The sequence below is a fragment of the Listeria swaminathanii genome (assembly GCF_014229645.1).
GTDB lineage: Bacteria > Bacillota > Bacilli > Lactobacillales > Listeriaceae > Listeria > Listeria swaminathanii.
Genome location: NZ_JAATOD010000005.1, coordinates 54,672 through 71,112 on the forward strand (window position 1 = coordinate 54,672; position 16,441 = coordinate 71,112).

General features: G+C 39.6%; 21 protein-coding genes and 1 riboswitch. Of the genes, 13 read left to right on the top strand and 8 right to left on the bottom strand.

Annotation, left to right across the window (positions count from 1 at the left end; all coding sequences use genetic code 11):
• Window positions 1-21: 21 nt before the first annotated feature.
• From HCX62_RS12575 to HCX62_RS12605, 7 genes are all read left to right on the top strand, one after another.
• Window positions 22-243, top strand: coding sequence for a hypothetical protein (locus tag HCX62_RS12575; RefSeq protein WP_003722067.1), 222 nt, complete (start codon window positions 22-24; stop codon window positions 241-243).
• A gap of 2 nt (window positions 244-245) precedes the next feature.
• Window positions 246-428: a DUF3188 domain-containing protein gene (locus tag HCX62_RS12580; protein ID WP_185391873.1), complete on the top strand. Its 183-nt coding sequence runs from the start codon at window positions 246-248 to the stop codon at window positions 426-428.
• Between the two features lie 17 nt (window positions 429-445).
• Complete coding sequence (locus HCX62_RS12585) at window positions 446-910, top strand: DUF3284 domain-containing protein (RefSeq protein ID WP_185639305.1); 465 nt, start codon at window positions 446-448, stop codon at window positions 908-910.
• Between the two features lie 328 nt (window positions 911-1,238).
• A complete protein-coding gene (gene dnaX / locus HCX62_RS12590) occupies window positions 1,239-2,978 on the top strand; it encodes a DNA polymerase III subunit gamma/tau (protein WP_185639306.1) in 1,740 nt (579 codons plus the stop codon).
• A 29-nt stretch (window positions 2,979-3,007) separates the two neighbouring features.
• On the top strand, window positions 3,008-3,325 hold the full coding sequence (locus HCX62_RS12595; protein ID WP_003722063.1) for a YbaB/EbfC family nucleoid-associated protein: 318 nt from the start codon (window positions 3,008-3,010) through the stop codon (window positions 3,323-3,325).
• Window positions 3,326-3,433: 108 nt separating this feature from the next.
• Window positions 3,434-4,030, top strand: coding sequence for a recombination mediator RecR (gene recR / locus HCX62_RS12600; RefSeq protein WP_003722062.1), 597 nt, complete (start codon window positions 3,434-3,436; stop codon window positions 4,028-4,030).
• 14 nt (window positions 4,031-4,044) lie between these two features.
• Window positions 4,045-4,290 (top strand): YaaL family protein, encoded by a 246-nt coding sequence (locus HCX62_RS12605; protein WP_185639307.1) that lies wholly within the window; start codon window positions 4,045-4,047, stop codon window positions 4,288-4,290.
• A 41-nt stretch (window positions 4,291-4,331) separates the two neighbouring features.
• On the opposite strand, the gene HCX62_RS12610 is transcribed toward HCX62_RS12605, so the two are convergent.
• The gene (locus tag HCX62_RS12610; RefSeq protein ID WP_185639308.1) at window positions 4,332-5,174 is read right to left on the bottom strand and encodes an aldo/keto reductase; all 843 of its coding nucleotides are present in this window, start codon (window positions 5,172-5,174) and stop codon (window positions 4,332-4,334) included.
• Between the two features lie 118 nt (window positions 5,175-5,292).
• Between HCX62_RS12610 and HCX62_RS12615 the strand changes: the two genes are divergently transcribed.
• Window positions 5,293-5,739 carry an NUDIX hydrolase gene (locus tag HCX62_RS12615; RefSeq protein ID WP_185639309.1) on the top strand — a complete coding sequence of 149 codons (447 nt, stop codon included), beginning with the start codon at window positions 5,293-5,295 and terminating at the stop codon, window positions 5,737-5,739.
• Window positions 5,740-5,764: 25 nt separating this feature from the next.
• On the opposite strand, the gene HCX62_RS12620 is transcribed toward HCX62_RS12615, so the two are convergent.
• The 5 genes from HCX62_RS12620 to dhaK1 form a co-directional block, all read right to left on the bottom strand.
• Complete coding sequence (locus HCX62_RS12620; protein ID WP_185639310.1) at window positions 5,765-6,604, bottom strand: Cof-type HAD-IIB family hydrolase; 840 nt, start codon at window positions 6,602-6,604, stop codon at window positions 5,765-5,767.
• A 116-nt stretch (window positions 6,605-6,720) separates the two neighbouring features.
• A complete protein-coding gene (locus tag HCX62_RS12625) occupies window positions 6,721-7,572 on the bottom strand; it encodes a MurR/RpiR family transcriptional regulator (RefSeq protein WP_185639311.1) in 852 nt (283 codons plus the stop codon).
• Between the two features lie 162 nt (window positions 7,573-7,734).
• Window positions 7,735-8,109 carry a dihydroxyacetone kinase phosphoryl donor subunit DhaM1 gene (gene dhaM1 / locus HCX62_RS12630; RefSeq protein WP_185639312.1) on the bottom strand — a complete coding sequence of 125 codons (375 nt, stop codon included), beginning with the start codon at window positions 8,107-8,109 and terminating at the stop codon, window positions 7,735-7,737.
• A gap of 3 nt (window positions 8,110-8,112) precedes the next feature.
• On the bottom strand, window positions 8,113-8,709 hold the full coding sequence (gene dhaL1, locus HCX62_RS12635; RefSeq protein WP_185639313.1) for a dihydroxyacetone kinase ADP-binding subunit DhaL1: 597 nt from the start codon (window positions 8,707-8,709) through the stop codon (window positions 8,113-8,115).
• A 21-nt stretch (window positions 8,710-8,730) separates the two neighbouring features.
• Window positions 8,731-9,720, bottom strand: coding sequence for a dihydroxyacetone kinase subunit DhaK1 (dhaK1, locus tag HCX62_RS12640; protein ID WP_185639314.1), 990 nt, complete (start codon window positions 9,718-9,720; stop codon window positions 8,731-8,733).
• Between the two features lie 183 nt (window positions 9,721-9,903).
• Here dhaK1 and HCX62_RS12645 point away from each other — a divergent pair, with 183 nt between their 5' ends.
• The 3 genes from HCX62_RS12645 (at window position 9,904) to darA (ending at window position 12,400) form a co-directional block, all read left to right on the top strand.
• Window positions 9,904-11,283 (top strand): aminotransferase class I/II-fold pyridoxal phosphate-dependent enzyme, encoded by a 1,380-nt coding sequence (locus HCX62_RS12645; RefSeq protein WP_185639315.1) that lies wholly within the window; start codon window positions 9,904-9,906, stop codon window positions 11,281-11,283.
• 52 nt (window positions 11,284-11,335) lie between these two features.
• Window positions 11,336-11,962: a dTMP kinase gene (gene tmk / locus HCX62_RS12650; protein WP_185639316.1), complete on the top strand. Its 627-nt coding sequence runs from the start codon at window positions 11,336-11,338 to the stop codon at window positions 11,960-11,962.
• 108 nt (window positions 11,963-12,070) lie between these two features.
• Complete coding sequence (gene darA / locus HCX62_RS12655; RefSeq protein WP_185403628.1) at window positions 12,071-12,400, top strand: cyclic di-AMP receptor DarA; 330 nt, start codon at window positions 12,071-12,073, stop codon at window positions 12,398-12,400.
• Window positions 12,401-12,614: 214 nt separating this feature from the next.
• On the opposite strand, the gene HCX62_RS14145 is transcribed toward darA, so the two are convergent.
• The gene (locus HCX62_RS14145; RefSeq protein ID WP_232048003.1) at window positions 12,615-12,674 is read right to left on the bottom strand and encodes a hypothetical protein; all 60 of its coding nucleotides are present in this window, start codon (window positions 12,672-12,674) and stop codon (window positions 12,615-12,617) included.
• Window positions 12,675-13,149: 475 nt separating this feature from the next.
• Here HCX62_RS14145 and HCX62_RS12660 point away from each other — a divergent pair, with 475 nt between their 5' ends.
• The gene (locus HCX62_RS12660) at window positions 13,150-13,320 is read left to right on the top strand and encodes a hypothetical protein (protein ID WP_185639317.1); all 171 of its coding nucleotides are present in this window, start codon (window positions 13,150-13,152) and stop codon (window positions 13,318-13,320) included.
• Between the two features lie 92 nt (window positions 13,321-13,412).
• Here HCX62_RS12660 and HCX62_RS12665 read toward each other — a convergent pair whose 3' ends face one another.
• Window positions 13,413-15,206, bottom strand: coding sequence for a 1,4-beta-N-acetylmuramoylhydrolase (locus HCX62_RS12665; protein WP_185639318.1), 1,794 nt, complete (start codon window positions 15,204-15,206; stop codon window positions 13,413-13,415).
• Window positions 15,207-15,368: 162 nt separating this feature from the next.
• Here HCX62_RS12665 and HCX62_RS12670 point away from each other — a divergent pair, with 162 nt between their 5' ends.
• Window positions 15,369-15,935, top strand: a complete 567-nt coding sequence (locus tag HCX62_RS12670) for a TetR/AcrR family transcriptional regulator (RefSeq protein WP_185502891.1) — start codon at window positions 15,369-15,371, stop codon at window positions 15,933-15,935.
• A gap of 102 nt (window positions 15,936-16,037) precedes the next feature.
• Window positions 16,038-16,204, top strand: a riboswitch (M-box (ykoK) riboswitch).
• Window positions 16,205-16,441 lie beyond the last annotated feature (237 nt).

Sequence of the window (16,441 nt, forward strand, 5' to 3'; positions counted from 1 at the left end):
ATATATAAGGAGGTTTTTTAAATGATTATTCTTAATTGTCCAATGAAGCGAGACTACATTACGGAATTACTAGAAACTTACGATAAAGACGGTGTAACTTTTAAAAAAATAGATGAAAAAGGTATGAAACTTACTTTTGAAACAAATATTGAAGACGAAGAAAAGGCAGCAAAAATTGCCAAAGAAACTATTAAAGCAACTGAAATAGGCTCTGTACTCTATTTCCAAGTTAGTGTGGGTTGAAGATGAAAATTGTTAATGCACTATTTCTTATTAGTATAGGTCTTATTATTATTATGTTTAGTCCCTCTTATGGAAAAGATGGAATGGCTAGTGTACCTCTTCTAGTTACAGGACTTGCGGTTGTTTTAATCGGCAGTGTTTTCATTGTGCTAAAAATCCGTAAAGATAAGAAAGAAAAGAATTAGAAGGAGTCGATTGAAAAGTGAATGTCACACAGAAATTATATATATCCCAAAAAGAATGCTTTGATACACTTGTGAGCTCAGCAATCTATGATGTAAAAAATGCCACTGGTAAAACGCTGCAAGTACGCAAATTAGAAGGATATAAATACCAACGTACAATGTCTAACGGCGCACTTGCGACAACAAAAATTTTGAAAGTTACTCCTAATGAGTTATATCAATTTGAAACAAGCAGTCGGGTAAACACGCATACAACGACTTATACGATTAAATCCACGAGTGAAACAACTTGCGAAGTGGCGTATAACGAATTAATCGAAACGGAAAAAGCGATGAACAAAATGAATAATATTATTGTTGGTTTTATGTTCGGCTTCTTCCGGAAAAAACGTGTGAAAAACTTGCTGAAATCGATTGAGCTTTCCGTTATTAATGAAAGTAAGAAGAAACAGGAGAAATTGGCTGCTAAAAGTGAACAGTAAGGGTTTGGAATCGGGCTTTTTCGGGGGTCTGGTTCTTTTTTTGTTTGGGGTTGTTGGGTTGGATAGTTTGATTTAGTTTTTTTTGGCTAGCCCGACTCAGAACGTTTTGAAACTTCTATTAGGGATTAAATCATCGCTTTGCTCAGATTTATATTGAAGAAGTAGATCAAAACAAAGTGCGTTTTGAAAGTTCTTTTAAGGATTAAATCATCGCTTTGCTCAGATTTATATTGAAGAACTAAATCAAAATAAAGTACGTTTTGAAACTTCTTCAACAATACGTTATAATAAAACTACTAAAATGGTTTTAGGTGAAGGAGAGTGGCAGATGGCGTATCAGGCTTTGTATCGGGTTTTTCGGCCGCAGTCGTTTCAGGATGTTGTTGGACAGGAACATGTGACGAAAACGCTTAAGAATGCCATTGTGCAAAATAAAACTTCGCATGCTTATTTATTTTCTGGGCCTCGGGGGACGGGGAAGACTAGTGCGGCGAAGATATTTGCGAAGGCGATTAACTGTGAACATGGCCATGACGGGGAGCCTTGCAATGAATGTGATATTTGTAAGGGAACGACGGATGGTTCTATACCAGATGTTCTTGAAATCGATGCTGCCAGTAACAACGGGGTTGAAGAAATTCGAGATATCCGGGAAAAAGTGAAATATGCGCCAACTGTGGCGAAATATAAAGTATATATTATCGATGAAGTGCATATGTTGTCGACGGGAGCGTTTAATGCGCTACTAAAAACGTTGGAAGAACCGCCGAAACATGTCATTTTTATTTTGGCGACAACGGAACCACATAAATTACCGCTAACGATTATTTCGCGGGTACAGCGGTTTGATTTTAAACGAATCACGACACAAGATATTATTGGTCGTTTGCAATTTATTTTGGAAGAAGAGAAAATTCCATATGATGAAAAAGCGTTGATGATTGTTGCGCGTGCTGCTGAAGGCGGGATGCGTGATGCGCTTAGCTTGCTCGATCAAGTTATTTCTTACGGGTCGGAAGAAGTTACCGTGGAAGATGCGCTCGAAATCACTGGATCTGTTGCGCAAAACTTGCTTACAAAGTTAGTAAGTGCAGCGTTTGATGGTGATGCAGCAGAAGCTATTTCGACTTTGACTGCTTTACTTGCAGAAGGGAAAGACCCAGTTCGTTTAGTGGAAGATTTACTCGTATTCTTTAGAGATGTGTTGCTTTATCAAAAAGCGCCAAACCTGGAAGAAACGCTAGAACGAGCTTTAATTGATGATGATTTTGTCGCTTTGGCAAAACGAGCAGATTCACTCAAAGTATATGAATTCGTTAAAATTTTAAATGCAGCGCAACAACAAATGCGTTTTTCAAATCATCCAGGTATTTATGTAGAAGTGGCGCTTGTTCAGTTAACGCAAGCGGGACAATCAGCTATAGGCGGCGGAAATGTGACAGCTGATGCGGCTTCTGGAAGTGACGTTTCTGACTTGAAACGCCAATTGGAGCAAATGAACCAAGAAATTCAAACGTTGAAAAAACAAATTGCTAGTGGAGCGGGAGTAGCTCCGGCCGATAAACCAACGCAAAATCGTGGTGGTTCTAAAAAAGCTATCAACAACGGCAAGCAATTTAAAGCACCGATTGGTAAAATTAACCATGTGCTAGGCGAGGCTAAAAAAGAGAGTTTACAACTAATTCGTGGTTGTTGGGGTGAGTTGTTATCCATGTTGATGGCATCTCAAGCAGCCCTTTTAAATGACGCAGAACCTGTAGCTGCATCTCAGGACACTTTTGTGTTAAAATTTAAGCATGAGATTCACTGTCAAATGGCGATGGATAATCCGAACTTTGTTGAAACCATCACGTCGAGTATTGCACGACTGACGCAAGTAAATTATACTTTTATTGGAATCCCAGAAGATCAATGGGCCGATGTAAGAGAAAATTTCCTTCAAAGTCATGGTAGCGACGGTGATGCGGAGGACGGTGCAAATCCGGAAGCTAGAAAACCAGCGGAAGATCCTTTTGTTGCAGAAGCGGCGAAACTCGTTGGTGAAGATTTGCTTGAAATTAAAGATTAAAAAACAATAGAAGAAAGAGGAGATTATTCATGCGTGGAATGGGAAATATGCAAGGTATGATGAAACAAATGCAAAAAATGCAAAAGGAAATGGCGAAAGCTCAAGCTGATTTAGAAGCTCAAGAGTTCACTGGAACAGCTGGTGGCGGTATGGTTACAGTAAAAGCTACTGGTAAACGCGTCATTACGGATGTTGTTATAAACGAAGAAGTAGTCGATCCAGAAGATATCGAAATGCTACAAGATTTAGTACTTGCGGCAACAAATGATGTATTAAAACAAATTGAAGATACAACTTCACAAACAATGGGTAAATTCACACAAGGATTAAATATTCCTGGAATGTAATATTGTTTGGTCTGAGACTCTTGGCTTGTATTCAAGAGTCTCAACTATTTTTCAATAGAATGTTCCACGTGAAACATTTGTATTTTGAAGGTGAGAGGAAGACGAATTATGCATTATCCTGAGCCGATAACGAAATTAATAGATAGCTTTATGAAATTACCGGGAATCGGACCAAAATCGGCAGCTCGGCTAGCATTTTATGTGCTAGATATGAAAGAAGACGATGTGCTAGATTTTGCAAAAGCGCTTGTAGATGCAAAGCGAAATCTCAGTTTTTGTTCCGTTTGTGGTCACATTACAGATAAAGATCCATGTTATATTTGCGCAGATACGTCGCGTGATCGAAGTGTTATTTGCGTGGTACAAGAGTCCAAAGATGTTATTGCAATGGAAAAAATGCGTGATTTCCACGGCTTATACCACGTGCTTCATGGTACAATTTCACCAATGGATGGGATTGGGCCGGAAGACATTAACATTCCTGACTTGCTGAAACGTTTGCAGGATGACACGATTGAAGAAGTTATTTTAGCTACCAACCCGAATGTTGAAGGGGAAGCCACTGCGATGTATATTTCGCGCTTATTAAAACCTTCAGGCATAAAAGTAACTAGAATAGCGCATGGCCTTCCAGTTGGCGGAGACTTAGAGTATGCTGATGAAGTAACGCTTTCAAAAGCAATGGAAGGACGAAGAGAAGTATAAACCGAGGTGATAAAATGGAGTCCAGAAGCAATAAGTTTGGTCGGAAAAAAGACAAGAAAATTGGTAAACTACACAAATCCTATGATGCTTATCTGATGGAATTGATTGAAGTCACGCAAGAAAAGTGGCACAAACAAAAAGTCCTAATGCGTAAAAGCTTTGAATATGATCCAAATTTAGAATATGAAGAGAAAAAGGCGGAAGCTCGCTATTTTTACCTTTTCAAAGAAGCGCGCAGACGACAATTAAGAAGTAAATAAAAAAATCTACTAAGCCAGTTTGGTTTAGTAGATTTTTTTGATTAAATTTCTGATCTCACATACATAACGTCCGGCGCATGGCTAACGCGTTCGCCGTTATTTAAACGATCCACTTGGCGCATATCAGCATTGGTTAATTCAAAATCATAAATAGCTGCATTTTCTCTAATTCTGGAAGGTGTTTCTGATTTTGGAATAATCGAGATATTATTTTGCAAATGCCAACGGAGTACAATTTGTGCTGGTGATTTCCCGTGCTTTTTCGCTAGGTCAATGAGAATTTGTTCTTGTAAAACGCCACCTCGACCAAGTGGACTCCATGCTTGGTGGACAATATGTAATTCTTCTAAATAGCGGTGTAAAAGATGATTCGGGAAGTGTGGGTGTGTTTCGAGCTGATCAACTACCGGAAGAACATTGGCACTCGTGCGAAGACGGTCCAAATGATGCGCTTCAAAATTACTCACGCCAATCGCGCGAACAAGCCCTTCATCATATAATTTTTCCACGGCGCGCCACGTTTCAAAAAAAGTATCTTGTTTTGGCCAATGCACTAAATATAAATCAACCTGGTCTAGTTGCAGTTTTTTCTGCGATTTTTCAAAGGCCCGAAGCGTTTCATCATAGCCTTGCTCCGTATTCCACATTTTTGTCGTTACGAAAAATTCATCCCGTTTTAAGCCGCTTGATTGAAAGAAATCTCCAAGCTCTTTTTCGTTATGGTAAAATGAAGCCGTATCAAACAAACGATAGCCAACGTCCACCGCAGTTTCCAGTGCAGTGCGCATCCGCTGTTCATCAGTGAGTTTGTAAACCCCAAAACCATGTCTAGGCATTTCAATTCCATTGTTCAGTCTGTAAGTATCCGAGAAAGAAAGTGTCATTTAATTTACCTCCTACTTTATTTTATTAATTTAAGCATACCAGAAAATGGGGGATTTCTGTAGAAAGAAGGGGTAGATTGGAGCAATTTTTACATACATTTAAAAAAGGAGTGGGGGAATGAGGCAACCTTTTCAAGTTTTAGTGATTCCATTTATTAAAAGTGAAAATAATTTTAAGTTTGGTGTTTTGCTACGGAAGAATGAGCAAGTTTGGCAGTTTGTAGCTGGTGGTGGGGAAGATACGGAGTCAATTTCCGAAGCTGCAAGACGAGAAACTGTGGAAGAATTGAATGTAAATAATATTTTTAAAATGTATCAGTTGGATTCGCTGGCGCATATTCCAAGTTTTCATTTTTCGTTTAGCAAACCGTACGTTGTTCCGGAATATTGTTTTGCTATAGATTTAACCGATTTTTCCGGGGAGGTAAAACTATCTATCGAGCATAGTGAATTTCAGTGGCTTTCTTATGAAGCGGCTTCGAAAGTATTGGAATGGGATAGTAATAAAACGGCGCTTTATGAGCTAAATGAACGCTTGAAACACAATGATTTGCAAGCAATATAAAAAAGGCTGAATTTCAGCCTTTTTTTCAATTTAGGATTAAGTTATTTAGCACATGGGCAATTCCGTCTTCATTATTGGATAAAGTTACGGAACTGGCTGCTGCTTTTAATTCGGGGACAGCGTTGCTCATGGCGATGCCTGTTCCAGCGTATTCAACCATGGTGATGTCATTATGTCCATCTCCAAAGGCAATGATATTTTCAGCGTGAATGCCCATTGGTGTTAAAACAGTGTCGAGTGCTTTGGCTTTGTCGATGCCTTTTGCAGTAAATTCGAAGTAGAAATCAGCCGTGAAAACGCAATTCAGACTGTCTTTGAATGGAGCCATCATCGCTTGGTAATGTTCCTGCATATAAGCTGGGTCGCCGGCAGTTAATATTTTGCTTATTCGATAATCTAAAAAGGCTGCTAAATCATCTTTTTCGCAGAGTTTGAAGTTGCCACCGCGTGATTCATATTGGACAATGTTGATTTCTTCGCCTTTATAAGGAACGTAACAATCGAATACATCATTCACGTACATATAATCGTCTTTATCAATCATCACTTTTATTTCGAAATTTTTCATATGCTCTAGGACGGCTTTTCCTTCTGCAACGGTGAGCGCTTGGTTGAATAATTCTTCTTTTGTTTGGCAGTCCACTACTTTGGCGCCGTTGTATGAAACGAGCAAGCCGTGGTATTTTTCCATTTCTAATTGTTCAGCGTAAAGGTGCATTCCGGTTGTGGGTCTGCCGGACGCGAGGATGAGTTTAACGCCGTTTTGTTGGGCTGTGATAAGTGCTTTTTTTGTTTCTGCGGAAATTTTTTTGTCGTCGTTCAATAAAGTGCCATCAATATCTAAAATAATTGCTTGAGTTGTCATTTAGTTAGCTCCTTTTTTTCTTTATTGTATCATTAGAAAATAAGGAAAAGTGCGAAGTGGCGGATATTGAGAGCTTTTTTTCAGTTCGAAAGGGAAACGACAGCTTTTTTGAAAAATCACTCCAATTCAGTGTTCATTTTTTGGTAGTTGGTTGTTTTGTATTGGATGTTTTTTTCGTAATCGTGGTTGAAATAAATAGAGTACAGCGTGTCGAAAATGCCTAGTAATGACTGTCTTGTTGAGAACGAAGAGACTTTGTTGTAATGGTTCTCAGCGGATGCCATGTAAATTTTATGTGTGGCAAATTCGACTAACGGGTTGGCTTGCATGGAAGTGATTAAGATAATATCAACGCCATTTTCGGAAAGGATTTTGACAACTCTTTGAAGTGTCCGACTTCGACCACCGTAAGAAACAACGATGGCGATATGGTTTTCATCACTATTTGCTGCGGACAGGCTTTGGATATAATCTTCTTCGGGAACGTTGACCAAAACGCCGATTTCCTGCATTTGAAATTTGAAGTTTTCAGCAAAAAATAGATTAGCAGAGGCGGCGTAGACATCAATTGTTTTCGCGTTAACTAATTTTTCACCGATCCGCACTAGTTCCTCTGGGTCGGCGTTGTTTAACGTTTCATCGATGGTTCCTTTGTAGATTTGTTGGAGATTGGTCATTATTTGATAAGGCGTGTCTGATTCTAAAATTGGATAATCGTAATTTATTTCTTTTTCTGAAGTTGTTTCACGTAGGCTAGTGGCGATTTCGATTTTTAGCTCAGCGATGCCGTTGAGTCCAAGTTTGTTAATTAAACGGTAAATGGTTGCAGCGGAGACAAACGCGGCCGCAGCAAGCTCTTTAGGCCTATATTGAAGGGTTTTTTTCGGGTTTGCCAGAATATAGTTGGCAAGCTCCTTTTCGCTATTCGTTAAATTGGCTAATTCTCTTATTTTAATTAAAATATTCATCGTTTCAAATCCTAACTTTTTAGAATGGGAACTTGTTTATAAGTCATTATACCACGGAAAAATGGCGCTAAAAAAGACGAGGACACGGAAATCCTCGTCTTTAACTTTATTATTTTTTCGGATGCTATCATTGCTTTCCGATTTTTCTCAGGTGCGCTTCGTTTATTTAATTTCGATGCCTTTCAAGTTTGCCGCGATGACTTCTGGTTTTTCGTCCATTTGAACTTGAGCGGCAGTAGCATACGCGCCTTCTAAAATGGGTGCATTAAAGAGAATTATTTCTTTTTCACTGATTTCTTCGACTGTTTCAATGTTCATTTTGGCGCTTCCGAGGTCATAGAAAGTGTAGACTTTGTCGGCTGCGTTACTTTCAATTGCTTCATTTACTGCGTCAAAACTTGTGCCGATGCCGCCATCTTCAGTTCCACCTGCGTGGGTGATAGAAACGTCTGGCGCGATTTCTTTGATAATATCATGCACCCCTTTTGCGACATCTTTGGAGTGGGAAATAATAACAACGCCATAAGGTTTAGTCATAAGTCAGCTCACCTCCGTTTGAATCATTGCGTGAAATAAGAGGGCAGAAGAGTATGCGCCCGGGTCAAGGTGGCCAATCGAACGTTCCCCAAGATAGCTTGCCCGTCCTTTAGTGGCTTTTAAATCTTTGGTTTTTTGTAAAGCCGCATCGACCACATCATCCGTTAAATCTTCTTGATGAAGCGCGTGAACAACCGGCTCCCAAACATCAATCATTGTTTTTTCGCCAGCATGAGATTTACCGCGTTTTTCAATGCCTTCTAGACCAGCTTCAATTACGTTTGTAAGGCCAACCGCATCGATTGTGTCCGAGTCAATTGCTTTACTCATATTTAAAAATGCTGTTCCGTAAAGAGGGCCAGATGCGCCGCCAACTTTGCTGACCATTGTCATTCCGGCCGTTTTGAAAACATCTTTTAAATCTGTGGGTTCTTTTTCTGCAAAAGCTTTTTTGAGTTCGCTAAGTCCGCGAGCCATATTGATACCGTGGTCTCCATCACCAATCGCTTGGTCGAGATCACTTAATAATTGTTTGTTTTCTTGTACACGTTCGCCGAAATCATTTAACCAGCGTAACGCCCAATCTTTATCATAAGTCATGATTCATTCCTCCAAATTTTATTACCAAGCAATTGTGTCCACTGGGAGTTTCAACATATCGACCCATTTTTCGTCTTCTAATTTTAAAATAGTTAGGGATAATCCGGCCATTTCAAGCGACGTCATATAATCACCAACGAGTGTTTTTTCCGCGCGAACGCCGGCATTTTTTAGAAGTTCATGGACATCATTTGCGAAAACATATTGCTCCATAAGTGGCGTTGCGCCCATGCCGTTAACAAGGACAACCACTTTATCGCCAGGTAGGAGTTTGCTTTCATTGCTAATCCGTTCGTATAGTTGCTTAGCTAAACTTGCAGATGGCATGATTTTTTCTCGTGTAAATCCTGGTTCACCGTGGATACCAATGCCAAGTTCGATTTCGTCATCACCGAGCTCGAATCCAGGATGTCCAACTTCGGGAACGGTACACGGAGAAAGCGCGACCCCAAGCGTTTTAACAGAAGCAATGACTTTTTCGCCAAGGGCTTTCAATTCTTCAAGGGATGCGCCTGCTTCTGCGGCAGCCCCGATAATTTTATGCACGAGAACAGTCCCGGCAACACCGCGGCGTCCCGTTGTAAAAGTACTGTCTTCCACAGCAATATCATCATCTACTACAATTTGTTCTACTTTAATATCATCAGCATCGGCTAAATCAGCCGCCATTTCGAAGTTCATTACGTCACCAGTATAGTTTTTCACGATTAAAAGCACACCAGCACCTTGATCCGCGGCTTTTATACCTTCATAAATTTGGTCTGGAGTTGGGGAAGTGAAAACATCGCCGCACACAGCCGCAGATAGCATTCCGCGACCTACATAACCAGCATGAGCCGGCTCGTGACCAGAACCCCCACCGCTTACTAGCCCGACTTTGCCTGGACGTTTATCATTTCTTGCAATGACGCGAGTTCCTTCAACACGGTGAACAATATCTGCGTGCGATTTAACTAAACCTTCCACCATTTGCTCTACAACTTGATCTGTACCGTTAAGAATCTTCTTCATCTGACAAAAAACCTCCTTTAAAATAGTCCTCTTACCTCAATTTCCCTTTACTAGAAAGTCAAAACGTGGTTGTTGCTTTTATTATACAACTTATAAAATGAAAACGCTTTAAAACCGCAAGAATGTGTCATAAATCCAGCAAAATGGTACAATGAAAGAGAGAATTTGAAAAGGGGAATTGTTATGCGAGATCAATCTAAAATGCCTTTAGTGGAACGGCTAGATGCTCATGCTAAATCCTGCCCAATATCACTCCATGTTCCTGGACACAAAAGTGGAGCAATTTATCCAGATGCTTGGCAAAAATTATTGAAATGGGACGTAACAGAAATTACTGGAATGGACGACTTGCATCACCCGGAAGATGTGATTTTGGAAGCAGAAGAGTTACTTGCAGAATGTTATGGGAGTAAAAAAAGTTATTTTCTAGTGAACGGAACAAGCGGGGGAAGCTTGGCGGTTATTATGGCAACTTTGAAGCGTGGGGAGAAAGTTTTAGTGCCGAGAGATGCGCATAAATCTATTTTGCATGGCATCGAACTGGCAGGCGGGGAGCCCTTATTTTTAACACCGGCGACAAATAAAGAAGTCGGCGTCGCGAGTGGTGTGACAACAGAACTTCTTGAAGAAACCTTACATAATCATCCAGATGTAAAACTATGTATTTTCACTTATCCGAGCTATTATGGAACGACTTTTAATTTACAAAAATGTATCCGAATTGCGCATGATTTTGGCGCGGTTGTGTTTGTCGATGAAGCGCACGGGGCCCACTTTTTAACAAGCTCAGAGTTTCCGAAAAGTGCGGTGGAGCTTGGCGCAGATGTGGTCGTTCAATCGACGCACAAGACGTTGCCGGCGCTGACGATGGGGTCTTACTTGCATGTAGTCAATGATTTGCCGATTTTTGAAAAACTACCTTATTATCTGCAAGTATTTCAAACGAGCAGCCCATCCTATTTAATTATGGCCTCACTGGATGCAGCGCGGAAATATGCGGCAACCTACACGGCGACTGACGTGGAAGCTTTTTGGAAAATGCGCGCCAGATGGATTAAGTGGCTAACGAAGAACCATTTTGACGTTATTTTGCCAGATGATCCACTTAAAATAATCGTCCGCAAAACGGGCTACACGGGCTACGAACTACAAGCGATTTTTGAAGAAAGTTCTTATTTTCCAGAACTGGCCGATGAATCGCAAGTGTTACTGATTTTACCATTAATCAAAAAAGGAATTGATTTCACGCCGATTAGTCGGATTCATTCTCCAGTGAAAAAAGAAATCGCGAAAGAGCCGTACGAAATGTCAGCGCCTTGCGAATCTAGTCTAGCGCTAACGTATGAAGAAATGCACACACGCGGCACCGAATTTATCTTAGTAGATGAAGCAATCGACCGCGTATCAGCCGAAACAATCTCGCTTTATCCGCCGGGCATACCAGCCGTAATCCGCGGAGAAAGCATCACAGAAAAACACATCCGCGAGCTAAAAAGCATTCGCACGCGCCACTACCAAGGCGGCGAAAAACTAGCCGAGAATTACATCCGTGTCTTCCGCTAATTTATGCTATAATCAAACAGAAAGCGACGCGAAAGGGAAAGGAAATTACGAAATGAAAGCAATTTTTATTACACTTGAAGGTCCAGATGGCTCTGGAAAAACTACAGTAGGAACACTACTTAATCAAAAAATGACGGAAGCTGGCATCGATTTCATTAAAACCCGCGAACCAGGTGGCAGCCCGATTTCAGAAAAAGTAAGAAACATCGTCCTAGGAATTGGCAACGAAGAAATGGATCCAAAAACAGAAGTGCTACTTATTGCAGGAGCGCGCCGCCAACATGTCGTTGAAACAATCCGCCCAGCTTTAGCAGCCGGAAAAACCGTGCTTTGTGACCGTTTCATGGATAGCTCACTTGCCTACCAAGGTGCCGGACGTGACATGAATATGGAACAAGTTTTACAAGTGAATTTGTATGCGATTGAAGATACATTGCCTGACCGGACGTATTACCTCGATGTACCTGCTGAGGTTGGTTTAGCTAGAATCGCCGCCAACAAAGGTCGTGAAGTTAATCGTTTGGATAAAGAAGACATTACCTACCATGAAAAGGTTCAAGCCGGCTATGAAAAAGTCATCAACATGTTTCCGGAGCGTTTTATGCGAGTGGATGCTACAAAGACACCTGAAGAAATCACAGAAACTATTTTAGCCGATATTTTACGACAATTATCCTAACACCAGACGTGACTTAAACCCTTAGACTCAAGTGCATATCACTCTTTAAAATGGCGTTTGTTTGCTATAATAGAAAAAAAGATAGATTTTTAGGAAGGGTTGATTTCTTTGAAACTGATATTTGCGATCGTCCAAGACCAAGATAGCAACCGTTTGTCTGACGCACTAACAAAAGGCAATTTCGGTGCGACAAAACTAGCCACTACAGGTGGATTTTTAAAAGCAGGAAACACAACATTTATCATCGGTACAGAAGATGAACGTGTAGAAGATGCCCTAGCAATTATTAAAGAAAACTGCAAAGCGCGCGAACAAATGATGACACCATCCGCATCCCTTGGAGTGACAGTAGATACCTACGTGCCTTATCCAATCGAAGTCCAAGTTGGCGGCGCAACAGTGTTTGTAATGCCGGTGGAGAATTTCCATCATTTTTAAAACAGATAGTGGAGAAACAGATAGTAGGTAAGAGCTATCTGTTTTTCTTTTGTTTCAGACCTTGGCAAATCAGTTTGAAATGTGTTACTATGTAAATGAAAAGAGAGCCATGCGCTAACATGACCCTCTAAATAAATGCAAACGCCATTTAAGATGGTGACAGCCTTATAAGATTCTTTAAAATCCACCTAGCCGTCAAGCTTATGGGTGGATTTTATTTTTTGTCATTTTTGCTGTTCATGATTGTTACGATTAAGACTGCAAAAGCAATCATCAGCGTAAGACTCTCGAAAACAGTCACACGTTTATCCTTTCCAGGTAACGCCTAAAAATAACATAAGCACCACCTACTTTCTATCGGTAGAACCGATGAAAAGGACTGATGCACCACCATAAACTTGCTTGCATCATAATTATAGCATCGATGTGGGGGCGAAAAAAGTGTGATTTATTGTTAGTGCTATTCATTTTTAGGTTTTTAAATAAGCTAAACGAAAAGTTGGAGGGACACGTATCAAATATAAAGAAAAATAGTCATTTATTTTCAATTTAACATACATATAAAGTTGCTTTTATTAATAAAAAGCATTTGAAATGATAATAATTTAAATATGTCACAAAATGCTCATCTTATTAAATTCATTGGTTTATTATGATATCTTTTTTTAGAACCAAAATATATAGATATGAGACAAACTATCTATAAAAAGTTAGAAGATAAAAATGCTTCATGTGAGGAGATAATAATATTGAATTATAAAAAATGGGTTGGATATTTGATTTTCTTTATTGTGTTGTTTAGCTTAGGAACGCTTATTTTTAACAACTTTAATATTGTAGTATTAATAGTTGCAACGGTTTCTTTCGCGATTGCAATTATTCCAGCTGTTAAGAATAAAACGGATAAGCCAATAAAATAACTGATAACAATAAAAAAAACCGCAGACAAAGCAATTTCTCGCTTTATCCGCAGTCTGAGGCCTATCTCACTCACGAGCTAGGCTTTTTATGCTCACTTAATCGTCAATTTCTGACCAACATGAATCATATTGCTTGGTAGTTTATTCCAAGCTTTGATGTTATCTACAGTTGTTTTATACTGTCTGGAAATGGCCCAAAGTGAGTCACCTTTTTTGACAGTGTATGTTTTTACTGTGGAATTGCTTGGTGTGTTTGTGCTTGGTTTAGCTGTGTTTGTTGTTGTAGATCCAGCGCTTACTTTAAGTTTTTGGCCTGGATAGATGAAATCGGATTTCAGGTTGTTCCAAGCTTTTAAGTTAGCGATAGTTACTTTGTTGTTGCTGGCGATTCTCCAAAGGGAGTCACCTTTTGCAACCGTGTAAACTTTAGCGTTTGTGCTCGTGTTCGTGCTTGGTTTGGAAGTATTTGTGTTTGTGCTCGGTTTAGATGTGTTTGTATTTGTATTCGTGTTTGTTGTAGTAGATCCAGCGCTTACTTTAAGTTTTTGGCCCGGATAGATGAAATCGGATTTCAAGTTGTTCCAAGCTTTTAGGTTAGCGATGGTTACTTTGTTGTTGTTCGCGATTCTCCAAAGTGAGTCACCTTTTGCAACTGTGTAAACTTTAGCGTTTGTGCTCGTGTTTGTACTTGGTTTAGATGTGCTTGTTCCTGTGCTCGGTTTGGATGTGTCTGTATTTGTTGTAGTAGATCCGGCGCTTACTTTAAGTTTTTGACCTGGGTAAATGAAATCGGATTTTAAGTTGTTCCAAGCTTTTAGGTTAGCAATGGTTACTTTATTGTTGTTCGCAATTCTCCAAAGGGAATCGCCTTTTACGACCGTATACATTTTGGCGTTTGTGTTGTTTGTATTTCCGGTATTGCCAGTATTTCCTGTGTTACCAGTGTTTCCAGAATTACCGCCAGTTGTTTTGCCGTTGTCGTACTGTGTTAAGTTATATCGGCTGATTAAATCATTTAATTTAGTTGCATAAGCCGTATCGGTTGCATACGTTCCTGTTAAAGCTTTTGTTGCGTCTTTGTAGGAAGTTGTGTTGCTTTTCCAAACTTTTGAGTAGTAGCTTGGGTTCCAACTCGGACCGCTGCGAATAACCTTGGCATAATCTTCTAGTGATTGATGGTAAGAAGGATATTTTCTGAATTTAGCTGTGATTGTGTAGTAGTTTCCTTTGCCGTCATCTTCTAGTGTTTGTTTTGTGTATGATTGGCCGTTGTATGCTCCTTTGATTCCGAAAAGATTGTAGTTGGGAGCTGAGCCTAATTCGCTCGTTCCATAGGCGCTCTCTAAAATTGCTTGAGCGATCATGACGGATGCGTACAGGTCATTTTCTGCTGCAATTTGGGAAGAAGAGGCTTGGATTGTTTGAATAAAGCTTTGAACCGTTGCACTTGAACGGAGTGCAGATTTTTGTAATAGGTTATAAGTAGCTGGTGTAGAGTAGCTTGTTACGCTATTGGGATTGCTAACTGTAGCGGGTTCTGCTGGAGTTTGTTCTACTTTGTCAGCCACGGGTTTCGCTTCTTCTGGTGTTTTTGTTTGTTCTTTTGTTTCAGTAGGTTTTGCTTCAATAGTTTTTTCTGTTGTGTTTTCGGGAGTGGCAGTTGCTGGTGCTTCTGTAGCTGTGTTAGCTTCTGCGCTTTTAGATGCTTCGTCAGCAGGCGCTGTTTCGTCTGCGCTAACGATTACTTCGATTCCTGGAACTGTGATAGAGGTTGCAATGGCAGTAACCCCAGCAATCGTTGCACTAGTTTTGAACTTTTTACTTTTTTTGTTTTTCTTTTCTTCTTTTAAAGTTTCAAGGATACGTTCTTTTCTCGTTTTTTGCATGGTAAGTCACTTCCAATTCTTTTAAATATTCTACATCCATTATTACATACTTCACATTGCTTATGAATGATATCGACAAATTGTAATTAAATTGTCAAAAAGGCTTGTCTTTGTTATACTGAATATAAGCAAGTGCTTACTTAGTTGAACGGGGGTAAAATAATGATTACAAATGAATCCATTATGGATGCAACGCTTTCTATGATGGCGAAACATGGCATTAAGGGCTCCACAACAAGACAATTAGCAGAAGCCGCTGGAATAAATGAAGCTACGATTTTTAAAAAATTTAAGAGTAAAGACAATCTCATTCATATGACGCTGGAAGTTCAATTTGAAAGTATGAAGGCGGAAATCAATCAATTTTTTGATAAAGATTTTGAAAGTGCTAAAGTATTTTTACGTCAGGCGAGTCAGTTTATTTCGGATATTTATGAAAAATATCGTGACTTTATGGTGATTTCTGTCCGTGAAATGGGCAGTAAAGATATGGAATTTATTGATCCGTCAATTGTGGAATATTTGTATGAGCGGGTTAATCAAAAAGTGAAAGAAATGGTTCCAAGTAAGAACTCTGCGCAAGAAGCAGATGCGATTTCTTTGATTTTAAATAGTGTTATTTTGCTTATTATGGTGGAAAAAGTGCGCGATGATATTTATAAGCGCCCGCCAACAATCACAACAACAGCTGATTCTTTAGCAGATGTCTTGTTAAAATTATTGAAATAAATCACGAAAAGTTAAATAAAAGTTAAGTATTTTACATTTTATCTTGTAAGCTTAGATTTTCTATGTTAAACTCGTAGACGATTAGAGCGATAATAAATATGTAGTTTTGCCTGTTAGGTGAGGCTCCTATGCAAACACAGGCCACTGCCCAAAAATGTCCAAAGACGCCAATGGGTAGAACAGGGATTGTCGGATTAAGGCTTTCCATAATGTGGCTAAGAGTATTCTTTACGTTGCATAGTGCCAAAACTTTAGCGAGGGGAGTCTGTTTTAGTATGCGTATAAATGCAGCAGTCCTTGCCAAAGTTTTGGTAAGGACTTTTTTCATGTTTATTATGAAAATAATTATCTGGGAATGACAATCTTTTTTTCAGACAATTAAGCTTAGATAAAATTCGAAAGGAGATGAAGGCAATGGCTTATCGACAGGAAGAGGAAGTAGAAGAACCGGACTCGTATTATAGTAATCAAGCTGCAAGAGTGACTAACCTTCATCTCTGGCGCAC